The sequence below is a fragment of the Halomonas sp. KX33721 genome (assembly GCF_001596805.1).
Lineage (GTDB): Bacteria > Pseudomonadota > Gammaproteobacteria > Pseudomonadales > Halomonadaceae > Vreelandella > Vreelandella aquamarina.
The window spans coordinates 40046-52341 of record NZ_LVIA01000008.1 but is presented as its reverse complement, the minus strand read 5'-3'; the positions used below and the strand labels follow the sequence as shown (position 1 = coordinate 52341).

The 12296-nt window shown below is 55.5% G+C and carries 16 protein-coding genes; 9 read left to right on the top strand and 7 right to left on the bottom strand.

Going from position 1 to position 12296, the window contains the following annotated elements; translation table 11 throughout:
* The first annotated feature begins 105 nt into the window (after positions 1–105).
* Positions 106–327, top strand: a complete 222-nt coding sequence (locus tag A3220_RS16740) for an EAL domain-containing protein (protein WP_290123747.1) — start codon at positions 106–108, stop codon at positions 325–327.
* Here A3220_RS16740 and A3220_RS02995 read toward each other — a convergent pair.
* A complete protein-coding gene (locus A3220_RS02995; protein ID WP_054640755.1) occupies positions 314–754 on the bottom strand; it encodes a DUF411 domain-containing protein in 441 nt (146 codons plus the stop codon). The genes A3220_RS16740 and A3220_RS02995 overlap by 14 nt on opposite strands.
* A gap of 163 nt (positions 755–917) precedes the next feature.
* Here A3220_RS02995 and A3220_RS02990 point away from each other — a divergent pair, with 163 nt between their 5' ends.
* Entirely contained in the window at positions 918–1673 is a 756-nt protein-coding gene (locus A3220_RS02990) for a glutaredoxin (RefSeq protein WP_074211279.1), read from the top strand.
* Positions 1674–1679: 6 nt separating this feature from the next.
* On the opposite strand, the gene A3220_RS02985 is transcribed toward A3220_RS02990, so the two are convergent.
* Positions 1680–2060: a DUF423 domain-containing protein gene (locus A3220_RS02985; protein WP_054640754.1), complete on the bottom strand. Its 381-nt coding sequence runs from the start codon at positions 2058–2060 to the stop codon at positions 1680–1682.
* A 141-nt stretch (positions 2061–2201) separates the two neighbouring features.
* On the opposite strand from A3220_RS02985, the gene thiS reads away from it, so the two are divergent.
* Genes thiS through trmB form a run of 3 tightly spaced genes read left to right on the top strand, consistent with a single transcriptional unit; the run spans position 2202 to position 4007 of the window.
* The gene (gene thiS, locus A3220_RS02980; RefSeq protein ID WP_044629870.1) at positions 2202–2423 is read left to right on the top strand and encodes a sulfur carrier protein ThiS; all 222 of its coding nucleotides are present in this window, start codon (positions 2202–2204) and stop codon (positions 2421–2423) included.
* Positions 2424–2450: 27 nt separating this feature from the next.
* Positions 2451–3245 carry a thiazole synthase gene (locus tag A3220_RS02975; RefSeq protein ID WP_062359228.1) on the top strand — a complete coding sequence of 265 codons (795 nt, stop codon included), beginning with the start codon at positions 2451–2453 and terminating at the stop codon, positions 3243–3245.
* A 12-nt stretch (positions 3246–3257) separates the two neighbouring features.
* The gene (gene trmB / locus A3220_RS02970) at positions 3258–4007 is read left to right on the top strand and encodes a tRNA (guanosine(46)-N7)-methyltransferase TrmB (protein WP_054640753.1); all 750 of its coding nucleotides are present in this window, start codon (positions 3258–3260) and stop codon (positions 4005–4007) included.
* Positions 4008–4010: 3 nt separating this feature from the next.
* On the opposite strand, the gene A3220_RS02965 is transcribed toward trmB, so the two are convergent.
* The 3 genes from A3220_RS02965 to A3220_RS17750 are packed head-to-tail and all read right to left on the bottom strand — an operon-like array spanning position 4011 to position 5573.
* Complete coding sequence (locus A3220_RS02965) at positions 4011–4613, bottom strand: glutathione S-transferase family protein (RefSeq protein ID WP_054640752.1); 603 nt, start codon at positions 4611–4613, stop codon at positions 4011–4013.
* A gap of 41 nt (positions 4614–4654) precedes the next feature.
* A complete protein-coding gene (locus tag A3220_RS17755; protein WP_252860410.1) occupies positions 4655–5179 on the bottom strand; it encodes a LysR substrate-binding domain-containing protein in 525 nt (174 codons plus the stop codon).
* Between the two features lie 37 nt (positions 5180–5216).
* Positions 5217–5573 carry a LysR family transcriptional regulator gene (locus A3220_RS17750; RefSeq protein WP_252860409.1) on the bottom strand — a complete coding sequence of 119 codons (357 nt, stop codon included), beginning with the start codon at positions 5571–5573 and terminating at the stop codon, positions 5217–5219.
* A gap of 223 nt (positions 5574–5796) precedes the next feature.
* On the opposite strand from A3220_RS17750, the gene A3220_RS02955 reads away from it, so the two are divergent.
* From A3220_RS02955 to argE, 4 genes are read left to right on the top strand one after another with little or no spacing between them, the layout of a single operon-like run.
* Positions 5797–6762: a tripartite tricarboxylate transporter substrate binding protein gene (locus A3220_RS02955; RefSeq protein WP_062373067.1), complete on the top strand. Its 966-nt coding sequence runs from the start codon at positions 5797–5799 to the stop codon at positions 6760–6762.
* Positions 6763–6818: 56 nt separating this feature from the next.
* Positions 6819–7322: a tripartite tricarboxylate transporter TctB family protein gene (locus A3220_RS02950; protein WP_062373063.1), complete on the top strand. Its 504-nt coding sequence runs from the start codon at positions 6819–6821 to the stop codon at positions 7320–7322.
* 25 nt (positions 7323–7347) lie between these two features.
* Positions 7348–8820: a tripartite tricarboxylate transporter permease gene (locus A3220_RS02945; protein ID WP_062373060.1), complete on the top strand. Its 1473-nt coding sequence runs from the start codon at positions 7348–7350 to the stop codon at positions 8818–8820.
* 35 nt (positions 8821–8855) lie between these two features.
* The gene (gene argE / locus A3220_RS02940; RefSeq protein WP_062373056.1) at positions 8856–10046 is read left to right on the top strand and encodes an acetylornithine deacetylase; all 1191 of its coding nucleotides are present in this window, start codon (positions 8856–8858) and stop codon (positions 10044–10046) included.
* 16 nt (positions 10047–10062) lie between these two features.
* Here argE and A3220_RS02935 read toward each other — a convergent pair whose 3' ends face one another.
* On the bottom strand, positions 10063–11055 hold the full coding sequence (locus A3220_RS02935; RefSeq protein WP_062373053.1) for a 2-hydroxyacid dehydrogenase: 993 nt from the start codon (positions 11053–11055) through the stop codon (positions 10063–10065).
* A 304-nt stretch (positions 11056–11359) separates the two neighbouring features.
* Complete coding sequence (locus A3220_RS02930) at positions 11360–12274, bottom strand: AEC family transporter (RefSeq protein ID WP_062373051.1); 915 nt, start codon at positions 12272–12274, stop codon at positions 11360–11362.
* Positions 12275–12296: the final 22 nt, after the last annotated feature.

The window sequence follows — 12296 nt, the reverse complement described above, 5'->3', positions numbered from 1 at the left end:
GTTCACGCTTTAACGCGCTCAACTCACTTTGGGGAGCTGGTCGATCAGCCGATCCAGCGTCATCGGGTAGTCCCGTACGCGAATACCGGTGGCGTTAAGGAAACGCTGCACAAACCCCGCCACAGCCACCTGGCAGCCGCCACCATTATCGCCCTAGCAGAGAGCCTAGGGCTTGATGTGATTGCCGAGGGTGTGGAAACTGCCGACCAGTGCACGGTGCTGGTTCGCTTAGGATGCCATGTGTATCAAGGCTACTATTTTGGCAAGCCAGCACCCGCAGCAGAGTTTGCGCGACGCAACGGCGCTTCTTCGCCTACAGCGTCATAAACGGCTGGGCGTCTTGATCGCTGAATAGGTAAACGTTGTAAGGCTCGCTTTGGGGCCCAGGCATGCCCGGTGTGCCAATTGGCATACCGGCTAAGCCGATGCCATCGACATCCGGTTGCTGTTCAAACAGTGCCTCAACCGCTTCCATCGGCACGTGCCCTTCGATCCAGTAGTTGCCTATCTCGATGGTGTGGCACGAGCCCATGCCGTAAGGCACGCCCGCCTGCTGCTTAATATCACCCAGCTCGACGTCATCGATGATGGTGACGTCTACGCCAAGTTCTTCAAGATGACGCGCATACTCATCGCAGCAGCCACATTGAGGGTTCTTATACAGCGTCGCCTCATCCGGCAGCGCGGCGTGGGCGGTCGCAGCGCCGAACATCAAAGCACCGGATACCAGCAGCGCAGTGGCATGTCGTTTCATATCGCTCTCCTATGACACCGTTTTTTGCAAAGCTTACCACCTTGGGGCTACCCACAGGTCAAGGACCAGACAACGGTCTTTCCCTCTCATTTGACCTATGGGCGGCACTGGTGTTCTACGCTAAAGGCTGGACGTTGATCGTAAGACGACAAGGAGGCTGATGATGGCAGCAACGACCCACCACACCGCACAGGTGTATCGGATGAAAACCGCCGAGCACATGTGCCCGTTCGGCTTGAAGGCCGTCGACCTGCTCAAACGCAAAGGCTACGCGGTGGATGACCACACCCTCACCTCTCGTGAGGAGATCGACGCGTTCAAGGCGCGAGAAGATGTCGATACCACGCCGCAGGTGTATATCGATGGGGAGCGTATCGGCGGCTACGAAGAGCTGCGTGAGCATCTAGGGATGAGCGTTCCCAATGCCAAAGAGACTACCTACCGCCCGGTGCTGGCCATTTTTGCCATCGCGCTATTGATAGGCCTGGCGATGAGCTGGACGACCCAGGGCACGCTGCTCACGGCGCGCATGCCAGAGTTTGCCGTAGCGACCGCGATGGTGCTGCTGGGCCTGCAGAAGCTGCAGGATATCGAAAGCTTCAGCACCATGTTTCTCAACTACGACCTGCTCGCCCAGCGCTACGTGCCCTATAGCTACGTTTACCCCTACGCCGAAACCGCCGCCGGGCTGTTGATGCTGGCTGGTACACTGATTTGGGTAGCCGCGCCGCTGGCGCTATTCGTCGGCACCGTGGGCGCGGTATCAGTCTTCAAAGCGGTTTACATCGATAAGCGCGAACTCAAGTGCGCCTGCGTGGGTGGCAACAGCAACGTACCGCTCGGCTTTGTGTCGCTCACCGAAAACCTGGTGATGATCGGCATGGGCCTGTGGATGCCGCTGCGCATGCTACTGGGCTAGCATCGATTAAGAGCGGCTTAGCAGCGCCGTGACGCCCAGGGCCAGCCAACCGGCCATCAGCAGCAGCCCGCCGATCGGCGTCACGATACCTACGCTCAACCCGGCCAGCGCCATCAGGTAGAGCGAACCAGCAAAGGCCAGCACACCTAACGCCCATAAGGCGAGTACGACCTGCTGACCGGGGAGCGGACGTTGGCTGCGCCAAGCAAGCACCGCCAGCATGGCCAGCGTGTGCCACGCTTGGTAGCGCACGCCGGTTTCTACGATATCTACCATGGCAGCGCTGGTGCGTGCCGAGAGCCCATGGGCCGCGTAAGCCCCCAGCATCACCATGGTTGCCCCTAAAAGCGCCACCACACACCACCACAGCTTGTCGATTCGCTGCACGCCTGACTCCTTTTCACCTATGTTGGCGGCGCATCGCCACCCCGTTAATCATGAGATATTCACCCCGCTGCATACCTTGCACGGGTCGAAACCGCTACAATAGAGGCCGTTTTGCCTCATCCACCAGGGTGCTTACTGTTTATGCCTACCCCCAATGAGTCGATACAGCTTACGCTCAACGGCGAACCCTACGCCATGACCGCAGGCCTCACCGCTGCCGACTTGGTCGAGCAGCTTGGCCTGGGCGGGCGTCGTATCGCTGTCGAAATCAACGAACAGATTGTGCCTAAGAGCCAACTGGCCGCGACCCCGCTGGCCGCAGGCGACCAGATCGAAGTGGTCCACGCCATTGGCGGCGGCTAGCTGCCGGTGCTTTTTCAAGGAATCGCTATGACGCAACTGACTGATACACCGTTCACCATTGCCGGACGTGATTTTAGCTCCCGCCTGTTAGTGGGTACCGGCAAGTACAAAGACTTTACCGAAACCGGTGCTGCCATTGCCCAGAGCGGTGCCGAAATCGTCACCTTTGCCGTGCGCCGTACCAACCTTGGCCAGGATGCCGATGCGCCGAACCTGCTCGACGTCATCTCGCCCAAGCAGTACACCCTGCTGCCCAATACCGCTGGCTGCTACAACGCCAAAGATGCCGTGCGCACCTGCCGCTTGGCCCGCGAACTGCTGGACGGCCACAACCTCGTCAAGCTGGAAGTGCTCGGCGACGATCACACGCTCTACCCCAACGTGGTCGAGACGCTCAAAGCGGCCGAGACCCTGCTGGCCGACGGTTTCGACGTGATGGTATACACCAGCGATGACCCGATTGTGGCACGCGAGCTGGAAGCCATGGGCTGCTGCGCCATCATGCCGCTGGGCTCATTGATTGGCTCGGGCCACGGCATTCAAAACCCGCATAATGTCCGCCTGATCGTGGAGCAGAGCAGCGTGCCGGTCCTGGTGGATGCAGGCATTGGTACGGCCTCCGATGCCGCTATGGCCATGGAGCTTGGCTGCGACGGCGTGCTGCTCAACAGCGCCATTGCCCACGCCCGCGATCCGCTGCGCATGGCCAACGCCATGAAGCTCGCCGTCGAGGCTGGCCGCGATGCGTTCTTGGCAGGCCGCATGCCGCGCCGCCAAAATGCCGATCCCTCTTCGCCTTTTGCAGGCCGAATCAACGGCTGATACAGAGACACCATGACCGATACGAACGACACCGCGCCCGAGAGCAACACCACTGGCCCCGAAAGTGCCGATGCGCCGCTGCACCGCCGCGGCATTAAAAGCTATGTGATTCGCGCCGGGCGCATGACCCAAGCCCAACAACGCGGCCTGGAAGACGTATGGCCGCGCCTGGGGCTGACCATTGCCGATGGCCGCCAGGATTTAGACGCCCTGTTCGGTCGCCAAGCCCCCCGCGTGGTGGAAATTGGCTTTGGTATGGGCAACTCGCTGATCGAGCAGGCCGAAACTCATCCCGATACCGACTTTATCGGCATCGAAGTGCACGCCCCCGGCGTTGGCAAACTGCTCGATGAAGTGGATAAACGCGGCCTGACCAACCTGCGCGTTTACCGGGAAGACGCCCTGGCAGTACTGGAGCAGTGTCTGCCCGAAGGCTCGCTGACTACGCTGCAGCTATTCTTCCCCGACCCGTGGCCGAAAAAGAAGCACCATAAGCGGCGCATCGTGCAGCCTGCGTTCGTGGAGCTGATTCGCACACGCCTCAAGCCCGGCGGCACGTTCCACATGGCCACCGACTGGGAAGCCTACGCCGAGTGGATGGCGGAAGTGATGGACGCCGCCCCCGGCTACGCTAACACCGCCACCGCCGAGACGTCGCCCTACGTGCCCCGCCCGGCCTTCCGCCCGCTCACCAAGTTTGAGGCCCGCGGCGAAAAGCTCGGCCACGGCGTCTGGGATCTGATTTACCGGCGGGAAGCGTAACGCTTACTCAAACGCCGTTAGCGCAAAGCTGTCGCACTCGGTCACCTTGGCAAACCACGCCTGCAGCCGTGGAAAGCGGTTCGGCCAATCAAAGGCCGGTAAGCGAAAGCTGAGGTAAGCCAGGGCAACAGCGACCACAATCGCCCCTAGCGTGCACTGGGTATGGCCAGCCAGCACGCTAGGGTGCGCTTCCAGCGTCACCAGTGTGCGCTCAATCGCTTTTAACCGCCGGTTTCCTAACAGCGTCTCATCCACGTCTGGCCCACCATGCTTGCGGCCAATCACCACGTTAAACGCCGCCTCCATCAAGCCCTGCCCCAGCCCCGCCAACGCCAGGGTTTCCGCTAAACCATCCGCTGGTAGCAGCTTCGCGCCTTCGCCCACGGCATCCAGATAGTGGGCAATCAGTAGCGACTCTGTCAGCACCTCGCCGCCTTCCGTCACCAGCGTCGGAATACGACTCAGCGGGGTAATCTTTAAAAGCTCGCTATCCGCCGCCCAGGGGTCGCACCAGCAGAGCTCTGTGCGCTCCATTAGCTCTTTTTCATACAGGCATACCCGCACGACACGGGCGTAAGGTGAAGAAGTATTGAGATAGAGCTGCATAGAGCGTCCTCCTGTTAGTCTGTATATTGTGCATTATTGGTTTATTTTAGTGAGGTCAATATTCCCATTTTATGTAGGCTATCGATTTCAGTATATATTTCTTCACAGAATGATCCTGCCACATTACTTAACGGCTTGTTTTTAGACTTAAGCAAGGCAATTTCCCATTCAATAGTTGGCTCTATAGGCTTTGAGATAACGGCGGTACCTTGAAGCAGTAACTCGGCGATCGGATCAATCACTGCGACTCCAAGCCCGCGATCAACTAATGCACATACCCCACGCATATGGCGCATTTCAGCGGCAATATGCCTCTTTATATCCACCGTCTGCATAATATAATCTACTCGGGCACGCAAAGGGCTATCTGCCATCAACTCCACAAACGTCTGATTTTGTAGGCTAGAAATCGATACGACGTCTTGCTTCGCAAGCGGATGCGTTCGATGCATGATGCAGCGCGCAGAGCAGCGGGCAAGGCTACTGGCAGTTGCTCCATAAGTGTCTGCTTCAAGCGTTATTCCCAGCGCCACATCACAGGTATTGTTGTCGATCATTTTAAGCAACTCTTGCAACCCTGCATCAATGACTCGAACGCCTACATTAGAATGGTTTTTTTTTAAAACGCTTAATTACATCAAGTAAAAAGGTATCGCAAAAAATAGGTTGCGCAGCGATTACCACACTGCCTAGTTGATTATTAGAGATGGCGTCAGCATCTTTTTGAGTATCTCGAATACTTGCAATCAGACGTAAAACGGACGCGTGATATAAAAAAGCTTCTGAAGTTGGAAAAAGTTGATTACGAGTGCGCTTAAATAACGCAAATCCTAGCTCATCCTCTAAGCCGATTAACAAGCGACTGACCATAGACTGACTGATGCCTAATGTCTCTGCAGCAGCCTTTGTAGTGCCGTGCTTCATAAATGCGTCAAAAGCTTCAATTTCTTTTATTTTCATTACATTAGCCTCCGTATAGCAATATTTGTTTTCGTCATATTCAGATTAAAAGGTCTTTATAAAAAACAAGATTGCAACTTTGAATCTCCGCTAGAACAAAAACGAATACCAAGCCTCATTGTTGCAATTAACTTCATACCTGTCTATGTTAAAAGCGCTGGATTCAAACGGCTGTTAATAACTAATTCCACAACAGCTATGCATAACCATTGCGGAGATAAGTATGAAATTCACCTTAAGCTTAGCGGCAGCATCGATTCTCGTTGCCTCCACCGCCTATGCCCAGAGCTACCCCTCCGAACCCGTCACGCTGGTAGTACCCTATGGCCCAGGTGGCGCCTCCGATCTGGCTGGTCGAGCACTAGCAGAGTCTGCTCGTGAGTACTTAGGACAACCTGTCACGGTCGTCAATCAAGCCGGTGCGGGTGGAATGACCGGCGCTCGCGATGTGACACAGGCAGATCCCGATGGATACACCCTGCTTTTAGCCCGCGTAGGCATGGCACTGTCGCCAGCGGTAAACGAAAACAGCAGCGTTGATTGGGACGAATACACCTTCATCAGTCCGCTTGAAGCCACTCCAATGATTCTTGCCGTGGCAGAAGACTCACCTTATGAAAGCGTTGAGGACTTGCTGGAAGGCATCGAAAACGACCCTGGCGCAATGAGCTATGCAGCCTCTGGTGCCACCGCCATCGATGGTTTTACGGTGCAGTCGTTACTTGCTGATGCAGAAATGGATCCACTGACAGCGGCGACACTGATTCCCTATCGTGGGGGCGGTGAACTTGCGACCGCTTTACTGGGTGGTCATGTTGATTTTCTCGCCATCGCAGCAGCATCACTGATGCCCCATATTGAGAGCGGTGACATGCGCCCGTTAATGGTGTTCTCGCCTGAGCGTATGGAAACACTGCCGGAAGTGCCCACCGCTGAAGAGCTCGGCTATGAGCTAGCTGGGCAAGTGATTGGCTGGAGCGCTCTGTATGGTCCGCCGAACCTACCTGAAGGGGTCATGAACATCTGGGCCGAGATAATGGAGAAGGTTGCTGAGGATGAAATGTGGCTCAGCCGTGCCGATGATCGCGGCTCAATTTCCACTATCGGCAGCGTCGATATGGAGACCTACGCACAGGAACAGTATGAATTTTATCGCACCTTGGCGGAGCAGTTTGGCTATCTAGAGTGAGCCAGCGCTAGGCACGCGGGCGTCACGGTAAACATCATTTCATCAATGGAGGGGTCATGGGTATAACACGCGGTTTAGTTATTACAGCGCTGTTCGGTGTCGTTCTGTTTTTACTGATTCCAGCCTATGTGCCCCGCCCACGCTTTATTCCTGGGTTTGCGCCACCGCCGGATATGTGGCCAAGAACGGTCTCCATGCTAGGCATGGCCCTGGGCATACTGCTCGTTGGGTTGTCTTTTTCACGTAAAACCGAAGCAATCGCCGACCCTGAAGATGCCAGCGCCATCCGCGGTGACACGCCACTGGGCACGCTACTCACTCGCTTTGGTTGGACGATGCTTGTCTTTGCGCTCTTTATCGGCTCAGTGATGCTGCTAGGTTTTTTGCTATCAAGCATTCTACTGTTAATAGCGATGCTGATACTGACGGGTTATTGGCGCCACAAAGTGGTGGCGGCCATCGTTGCCGTCGCACTCCCACTGGTTCTCTACCTGTTTTTCTCCAGCGCACTCAATACGCGTTTCCCTGTCGGCAGCCTCTTCAAGGCTATCGGTATTTAACCTACCGCGTATAGGACTGACCACTATGCTCAACGATCTGCTGGTAGCCTTCCAGGCGGTTGCCACCATTGAGAATTTTTTAATCATGGCCGCCGGTATTTGGGGTGGCGTAATTATCGGCGCTATTCCCGGCATGACCGGCACCATGGCGGTTACGCTGGCGCTGCCCTTTACTTTCTATATGCAGCCGATTCCGAGTATTTTACTACTTGTCGCGCTTTATAAGGGCTCAACCTATGGTGGTTCGGTATCCGCGATATTGATCAAGACGCCAGGTACTGCTTCAGCCGCCTGTACTACCCTTGACGGCTACCCGTTGGCCCAACAAGGCAAGGCGGGCAAAGCCCTCAACATGGCGCTCTATTCGTCCTGTACCGGGGACTTTATTTCCAACCTCTCGCTGATTTTTATCGCCGCGCCACTGGCGCTTCTCGCGCTGCGTATTGGGCCACCCGAATATTTCATGCTGATGATTTTCGCGCTCACCACCGTCGCTGGTGTGTCAGGGCGCTCACTTTTGCTTGGGCTTGTTTCTGCATGCTTAGGGCTACTGCTCGCCACAGTGGGCGAAGATATGTACGGCTCGTTCCGCTTTGACCTCACCGTGGATATGCAGAGCGGGCTTGCCGTTGCACCCGTGCTCATCGGACTGTTTGCGATTCCTGAGCTGCTTAAAATTATCGTCTTTCGACACAACCAAAGTCATAAGCCCATGCAGCTGGGCGATAACCGTGTGACGCGAGATGAGCTACGCCGATCCTTAAAGGCAATGCTCAAAGGGAGCATGATTGGCGTCGTGATGGGGGCCATCCCCGGCATTGGGCCTTCGGCAGCAGCGTTCTCCTCCTATGGTGAAGCACAGCGCAGCTCAAAAAATCGCGAGAACTTTGGCAAGGGTGAACTAGAAGGGATCGCAGCATCAGAGTCAGCCAATAATGGTTGCTGTGGCTCCACCATGATCCCTTTGCTAGCACTGGGCGTACCGGGCGATGTGATTACGGGCGTGATGCTGGGCGCCTTTATGATTCACGGCATGACACCAGGCCCAATGCTATTTGAGAACAACCTTCATGAAGTTTATATGCTGTTTATTGGCATGCTGCTCTCATCTGTTTTGCTGTTTGGTGCTGGTAAAGCAACGATGCGCTTTTTCTCGCATATCTCGCGAATTCCTCCCGGCTTAATGGCACCGATCGTACTCGCTCTGTGCGTATTCGGTATTTTTTCGATCTCCAACAGCATGTATGACGTCATCGTGCTGTTGGCGATGGGCGTATTTGGCTTTTTCATGTTCCTTTTCGCCATTCCTGCCGCCCCTTTTTTAATCGCCTTCATTCTTGGCCCAATGCTGGAAGAGAACCTGCGTCGTGCACTTGCGCTCTCTCGTGGAGATCCAAGCATTCTGGTGTCGTCACCTATCACTTGGTTATTCGCTTCGCTGGCGATATTCGTGGTGGTAGTGACGATTCGCCAGCAGCTTAAGAAAGCCAAGGTCTGAGCCAAAGATTCCCTTATTGCCAAGGATTTAACCCTATGCAAGCTAGTGCTACGCCTAACGCTCACCCGCAGTTGGAAGCCGCGATATCACATCTCGCTAACCTGATTGCTTACAACACAACGAGTGCTTACTCCAACCTCGAACTTATTCATCACATGGAGAGTTTCTTCGCCAGTCTTGGCGCGGAGGTAACAGTATTGCCGGATGAGAGCGGAGAAAAAGCCAATTTGGTCGCCCGCCTGGGACCCGCCGACGTACCTGGCATCGTCCTCTCGGGCCATACCGATGTGGTACCCGCCAACCCAAAAAGCTGGCAAAGCGATCCTTTCAAAATGGAGCAGCGCGGCAGTCGCTTGTTTGGTCGTGGCACCTGCGATATGAAAGGCTTTGCAGCCTGCGTTATGGCCGCGGCACCGGCTTTTGCCAACGGTGAACTGCAGCGCCCATACTATTTCTGCTTCTCTCACGATGAAGAAGTGGGCTGCCTGGGAGCGCCCGCCATTGCCCGTTACTTAGCAGATCTCAAGGTGCCACCAGCGCTGGCGATTATCGGTGAACCCAGCGAAATGAAACTGATCAACGGCCAGAAAGGCAAGATCGCCATGCGGGTAACAGTACGCGGTGAAGGGGGCCACTCGTCGTTTTCCCCTCAACATGTCAATGCGGTAGAGTATGCCTCGCGCATCATCACCATGATCGCCGAGCGATCACGACGATATGAGCAAGATGGCCCCTTCGACCAAGACTTTACCGTTCCCCACGCCACAACACTTACCACCATAATAGAAGGCGGTGTGGCGACCAACGTTACCCCTGACACCTGTAGCTTCATCTTTGAGCTACGCAGCATTGATCAGGAAGCGGCCGCCACTGATATTCAAGCGCTGATCAGCGATATTGAGACTGCCCTACTGCCCGAAATGAAGCGCCAATCCGCTGAATCATCTATTGAATGGAAAGAGATCTTTGCATACCCCGCAATGGGTGATGCCACTGATAGCGAGATGTTCAAGAAGCTTGAACCTATTCTTCCTGTGCGTGGCGGCAAAGTATCATATGGTTCTGAAGGCGGCGTATTCGAGATAGATGGCGGCATACCCTCCGTGATTTTAGGTCCCGGCTCTATTCGACAAGCTCATAAGCCAGATGAGTTTATTGAAATTAACCAATTAAGCTTGTGCCTTGAGTTCCTAGATAAGCTCGATACTTGGATGAAAAGATCATAATAAGCAGAGCAATTAACTATTTCTGCAATACCCGATGCAGCGTGCCGCTACCACTTTCGAAGGCATCGATATTGGCGAGAGTCGTCTCGGCAATATTGGTTAGCGCCTCCTGGGTGAAAAAAGCCTGATGGCCGGTGATAAGCACGTTGTGGAAGGTCGTTAGGCGCATGAACCGGTCATCGTCGATCACCTGATGGGAGTGGTCCTCAAAGAAGAGCTGCTCCTCCTCTTCGTATACGTCCAACCCTAAGTAGCCAATATGGCCACTTTTGAGACCGGCGATGACGGCTTGGGTATCCACTACCCGCCCACGGCCGGTGTTAATCAGCATCACTCCCCGCTTCATTTGGGCAATGGCGCTCGCGTTAATCAGGTGGTGGGTGTCAGGCGTAAGCGGGCAGTGCAGGGAAATAATATCCGCTTGGACATAGAGCGTTTCTAACGGCACATACTCCACAAACGCTTTCGCTTCAGGGTTTGGGTAAGGGTCGTAGGCCACAATGCGGCAGCCAAACCCGTGCATGATGTCGGCAAAGATGAGACCGATATGGCCCGTTCCAATGACTCCCACGGTTTTGCCGTGTAGATCGAACCCCAGCAGACCATCAAGGGCAAAGTTACCTTCCCGCACTCGGTTATAAGCTCGAAAGGTCATGCGATTCAGGCTCATCACCAGCGCTACTGCGTGCTCTGCTACGGCGTGGGGCGAATAGGCAGGCACCCGTACTACCGTCATCCCCAGCCGCTGCGCCGCTTCTAGATCCACGTGATTAAACCCGGCCGAACGCAGCGCCACTAGCCGCGTACCGCCTTGATGAAGCTGCTCCATCACCGCTGCATCCAGGTGGTCATTCACAAACGCGCAGACGCACTCAAACCCAACGGCGAGCGGCGCGGTCTCGACGGTGAGCCGCGCATCAAAAAAGCTCAGCGAATGGCGGCCCGCGGCGTTGGCGCGGGATAAAAAGGTTTGGTCGTAAGGTTTAGCGCTAAACACGGCGATACGCATGACGAAAACTCCCGGTAGCAGTGTTATCAGGGTAGGCGACGTACTCGCCATTATCTGCACACATCACGCGGAAAAAGCTTGGCTGGCATCAACAAAAGGGGGAATAGAAAAAAAGAAAGCCGCTCCAAAGGAGCGGCAAAAGACCGTGACTAGCAATGAGAGGGAGAAACCATGACAGGGTACCGGCGCTGAACTGCCTAGTCGCTGTCGTGGTTGCCAGCGGCTCATCAAACGCTGACAAACACAATATAATCATTCTCATTTACCCCGTCAACACAAATGCGAATACTTTTTATTTATTTTTTCAGCCGACCAGCTTGAGCCAAAATGGCAGCGTCAGCATGGCAAGCAGCGTTTGTCCGGTAATAATGGCCGCCATTAATTCCGCATCGCCGCCCAGCTGGCGGGCAAGGATGTATGCCGAGGTGGCCGTGGGTAGCGCAGCAAACAGCAGCGCGACGTCCCGGCTGACGGGGTCGAGCCCCAGTAGCCACGCTAACAGCAGTACACATGCTGGCATGCACAGTAGCTTAATGGCGTTAGTAGCAATCACCCCTCGGTCAATACGCAGCAGCGCCATAGGCTTAAGCGCGACCCCCACGGCCACCAGTCCCAGCGGTAGTGCTGCGCGTCCCAGTAACGTGACGGTATCTTCGCTCCAGCCGGGCAGGCCAACGCCGCTAAGATTCAGCCCAATCCCTGCCAAGCAAGCCAAAATCAGCGGATTTTTCGCCAGCGCTAGCGCGCTTTTACCTAGGCTTGCGCGACCCAGCGTGCCCGCCGCCACAAAGCTGGCCACGCACATAACGTTCACCACGGGCACCATCAGCGCCACGGCGACCGCAGCCGTTGTGGCCCCCAACGAGCCGTGCAGCGCGGCGGCCCCCGCTACGCCCACATAGGTATTAAAGCGCACGGCACCTTGAAACACCGAGGTGAATGCCGCCGGGCTGAGCTGTAACCAGGCTCGAAAATGCCACAGTACAAGGCCAAACAGCGCCATTGCCCCCAGCAATGCCAGCGCCAACCGGCCAACGGGCACTTGGCTCACATCGGCTGTCGCCAGCGTGCCCACCAGCATGGCAGGGAACAGCACAAAATAGATAAACCGCTCCATTTGCGCCCAAAAATCGAGATGAGGCCAGCGCCCATACCCCATGGCGGCACCCAATAAAATCAATAAAAACAGCGGTCCTAGTGCTCCGGTAATGCTCTCCATTGTTCTTCCTTATTAAGTGCGA

Excerpts from the sequence above, each read along its gene's own strand:
- A3220_RS02995 (WP_054640755.1), bottom strand. The coding sequence starts at position 754 with ATGAAACGACATGCCACTGCGCTGCTGGTATCCGGTGCTTTGATGTTC.
- A3220_RS02990 (WP_074211279.1), top strand. The coding sequence starts at position 918 with ATGGCAGCAACGACCCACCACACCGCACAGGTGTATCGGATGAAAACC.
- thiS (WP_044629870.1), top strand. The coding sequence starts at position 2,202 with ATGCCTACCCCCAATGAGTCGATACAGCTTACGCTCAACGGCGAACCC.
- A3220_RS02975 (WP_062359228.1), top strand. The coding sequence starts at position 2,451 with ATGACGCAACTGACTGATACACCGTTCACCATTGCCGGACGTGATTTT.
- trmB (WP_054640753.1), top strand. The coding sequence starts at position 3,258 with ATGACCGATACGAACGACACCGCGCCCGAGAGCAACACCACTGGCCCC.
- A3220_RS02965 (WP_054640752.1), bottom strand. The coding sequence starts at position 4,613 with ATGCAGCTCTATCTCAATACTTCTTCACCTTACGCCCGTGTCGTGCGG.
- A3220_RS17750 (WP_252860409.1), bottom strand. The coding sequence starts at position 5,573 with ATGAAAATAAAAGAAATTGAAGCTTTTGACGCATTTATGAAGCACGGC.
- A3220_RS02955 (WP_062373067.1), top strand. The coding sequence starts at position 5,797 with ATGAAATTCACCTTAAGCTTAGCGGCAGCATCGATTCTCGTTGCCTCC.
- A3220_RS02950 (WP_062373063.1), top strand. The coding sequence starts at position 6,819 with ATGGGTATAACACGCGGTTTAGTTATTACAGCGCTGTTCGGTGTCGTT.
- A3220_RS02945 (WP_062373060.1), top strand. The coding sequence starts at position 7,348 with ATGCTCAACGATCTGCTGGTAGCCTTCCAGGCGGTTGCCACCATTGAG.
- argE (WP_062373056.1), top strand. The coding sequence starts at position 8,856 with ATGCAAGCTAGTGCTACGCCTAACGCTCACCCGCAGTTGGAAGCCGCG.
- A3220_RS02935 (WP_062373053.1), bottom strand. The coding sequence starts at position 11,055 with ATGCGTATCGCCGTGTTTAGCGCTAAACCTTACGACCAAACCTTTTTA.
- A3220_RS02930 (WP_062373051.1), bottom strand. The coding sequence starts at position 12,274 with ATGGAGAGCATTACCGGAGCACTAGGACCGCTGTTTTTATTGATTTTA.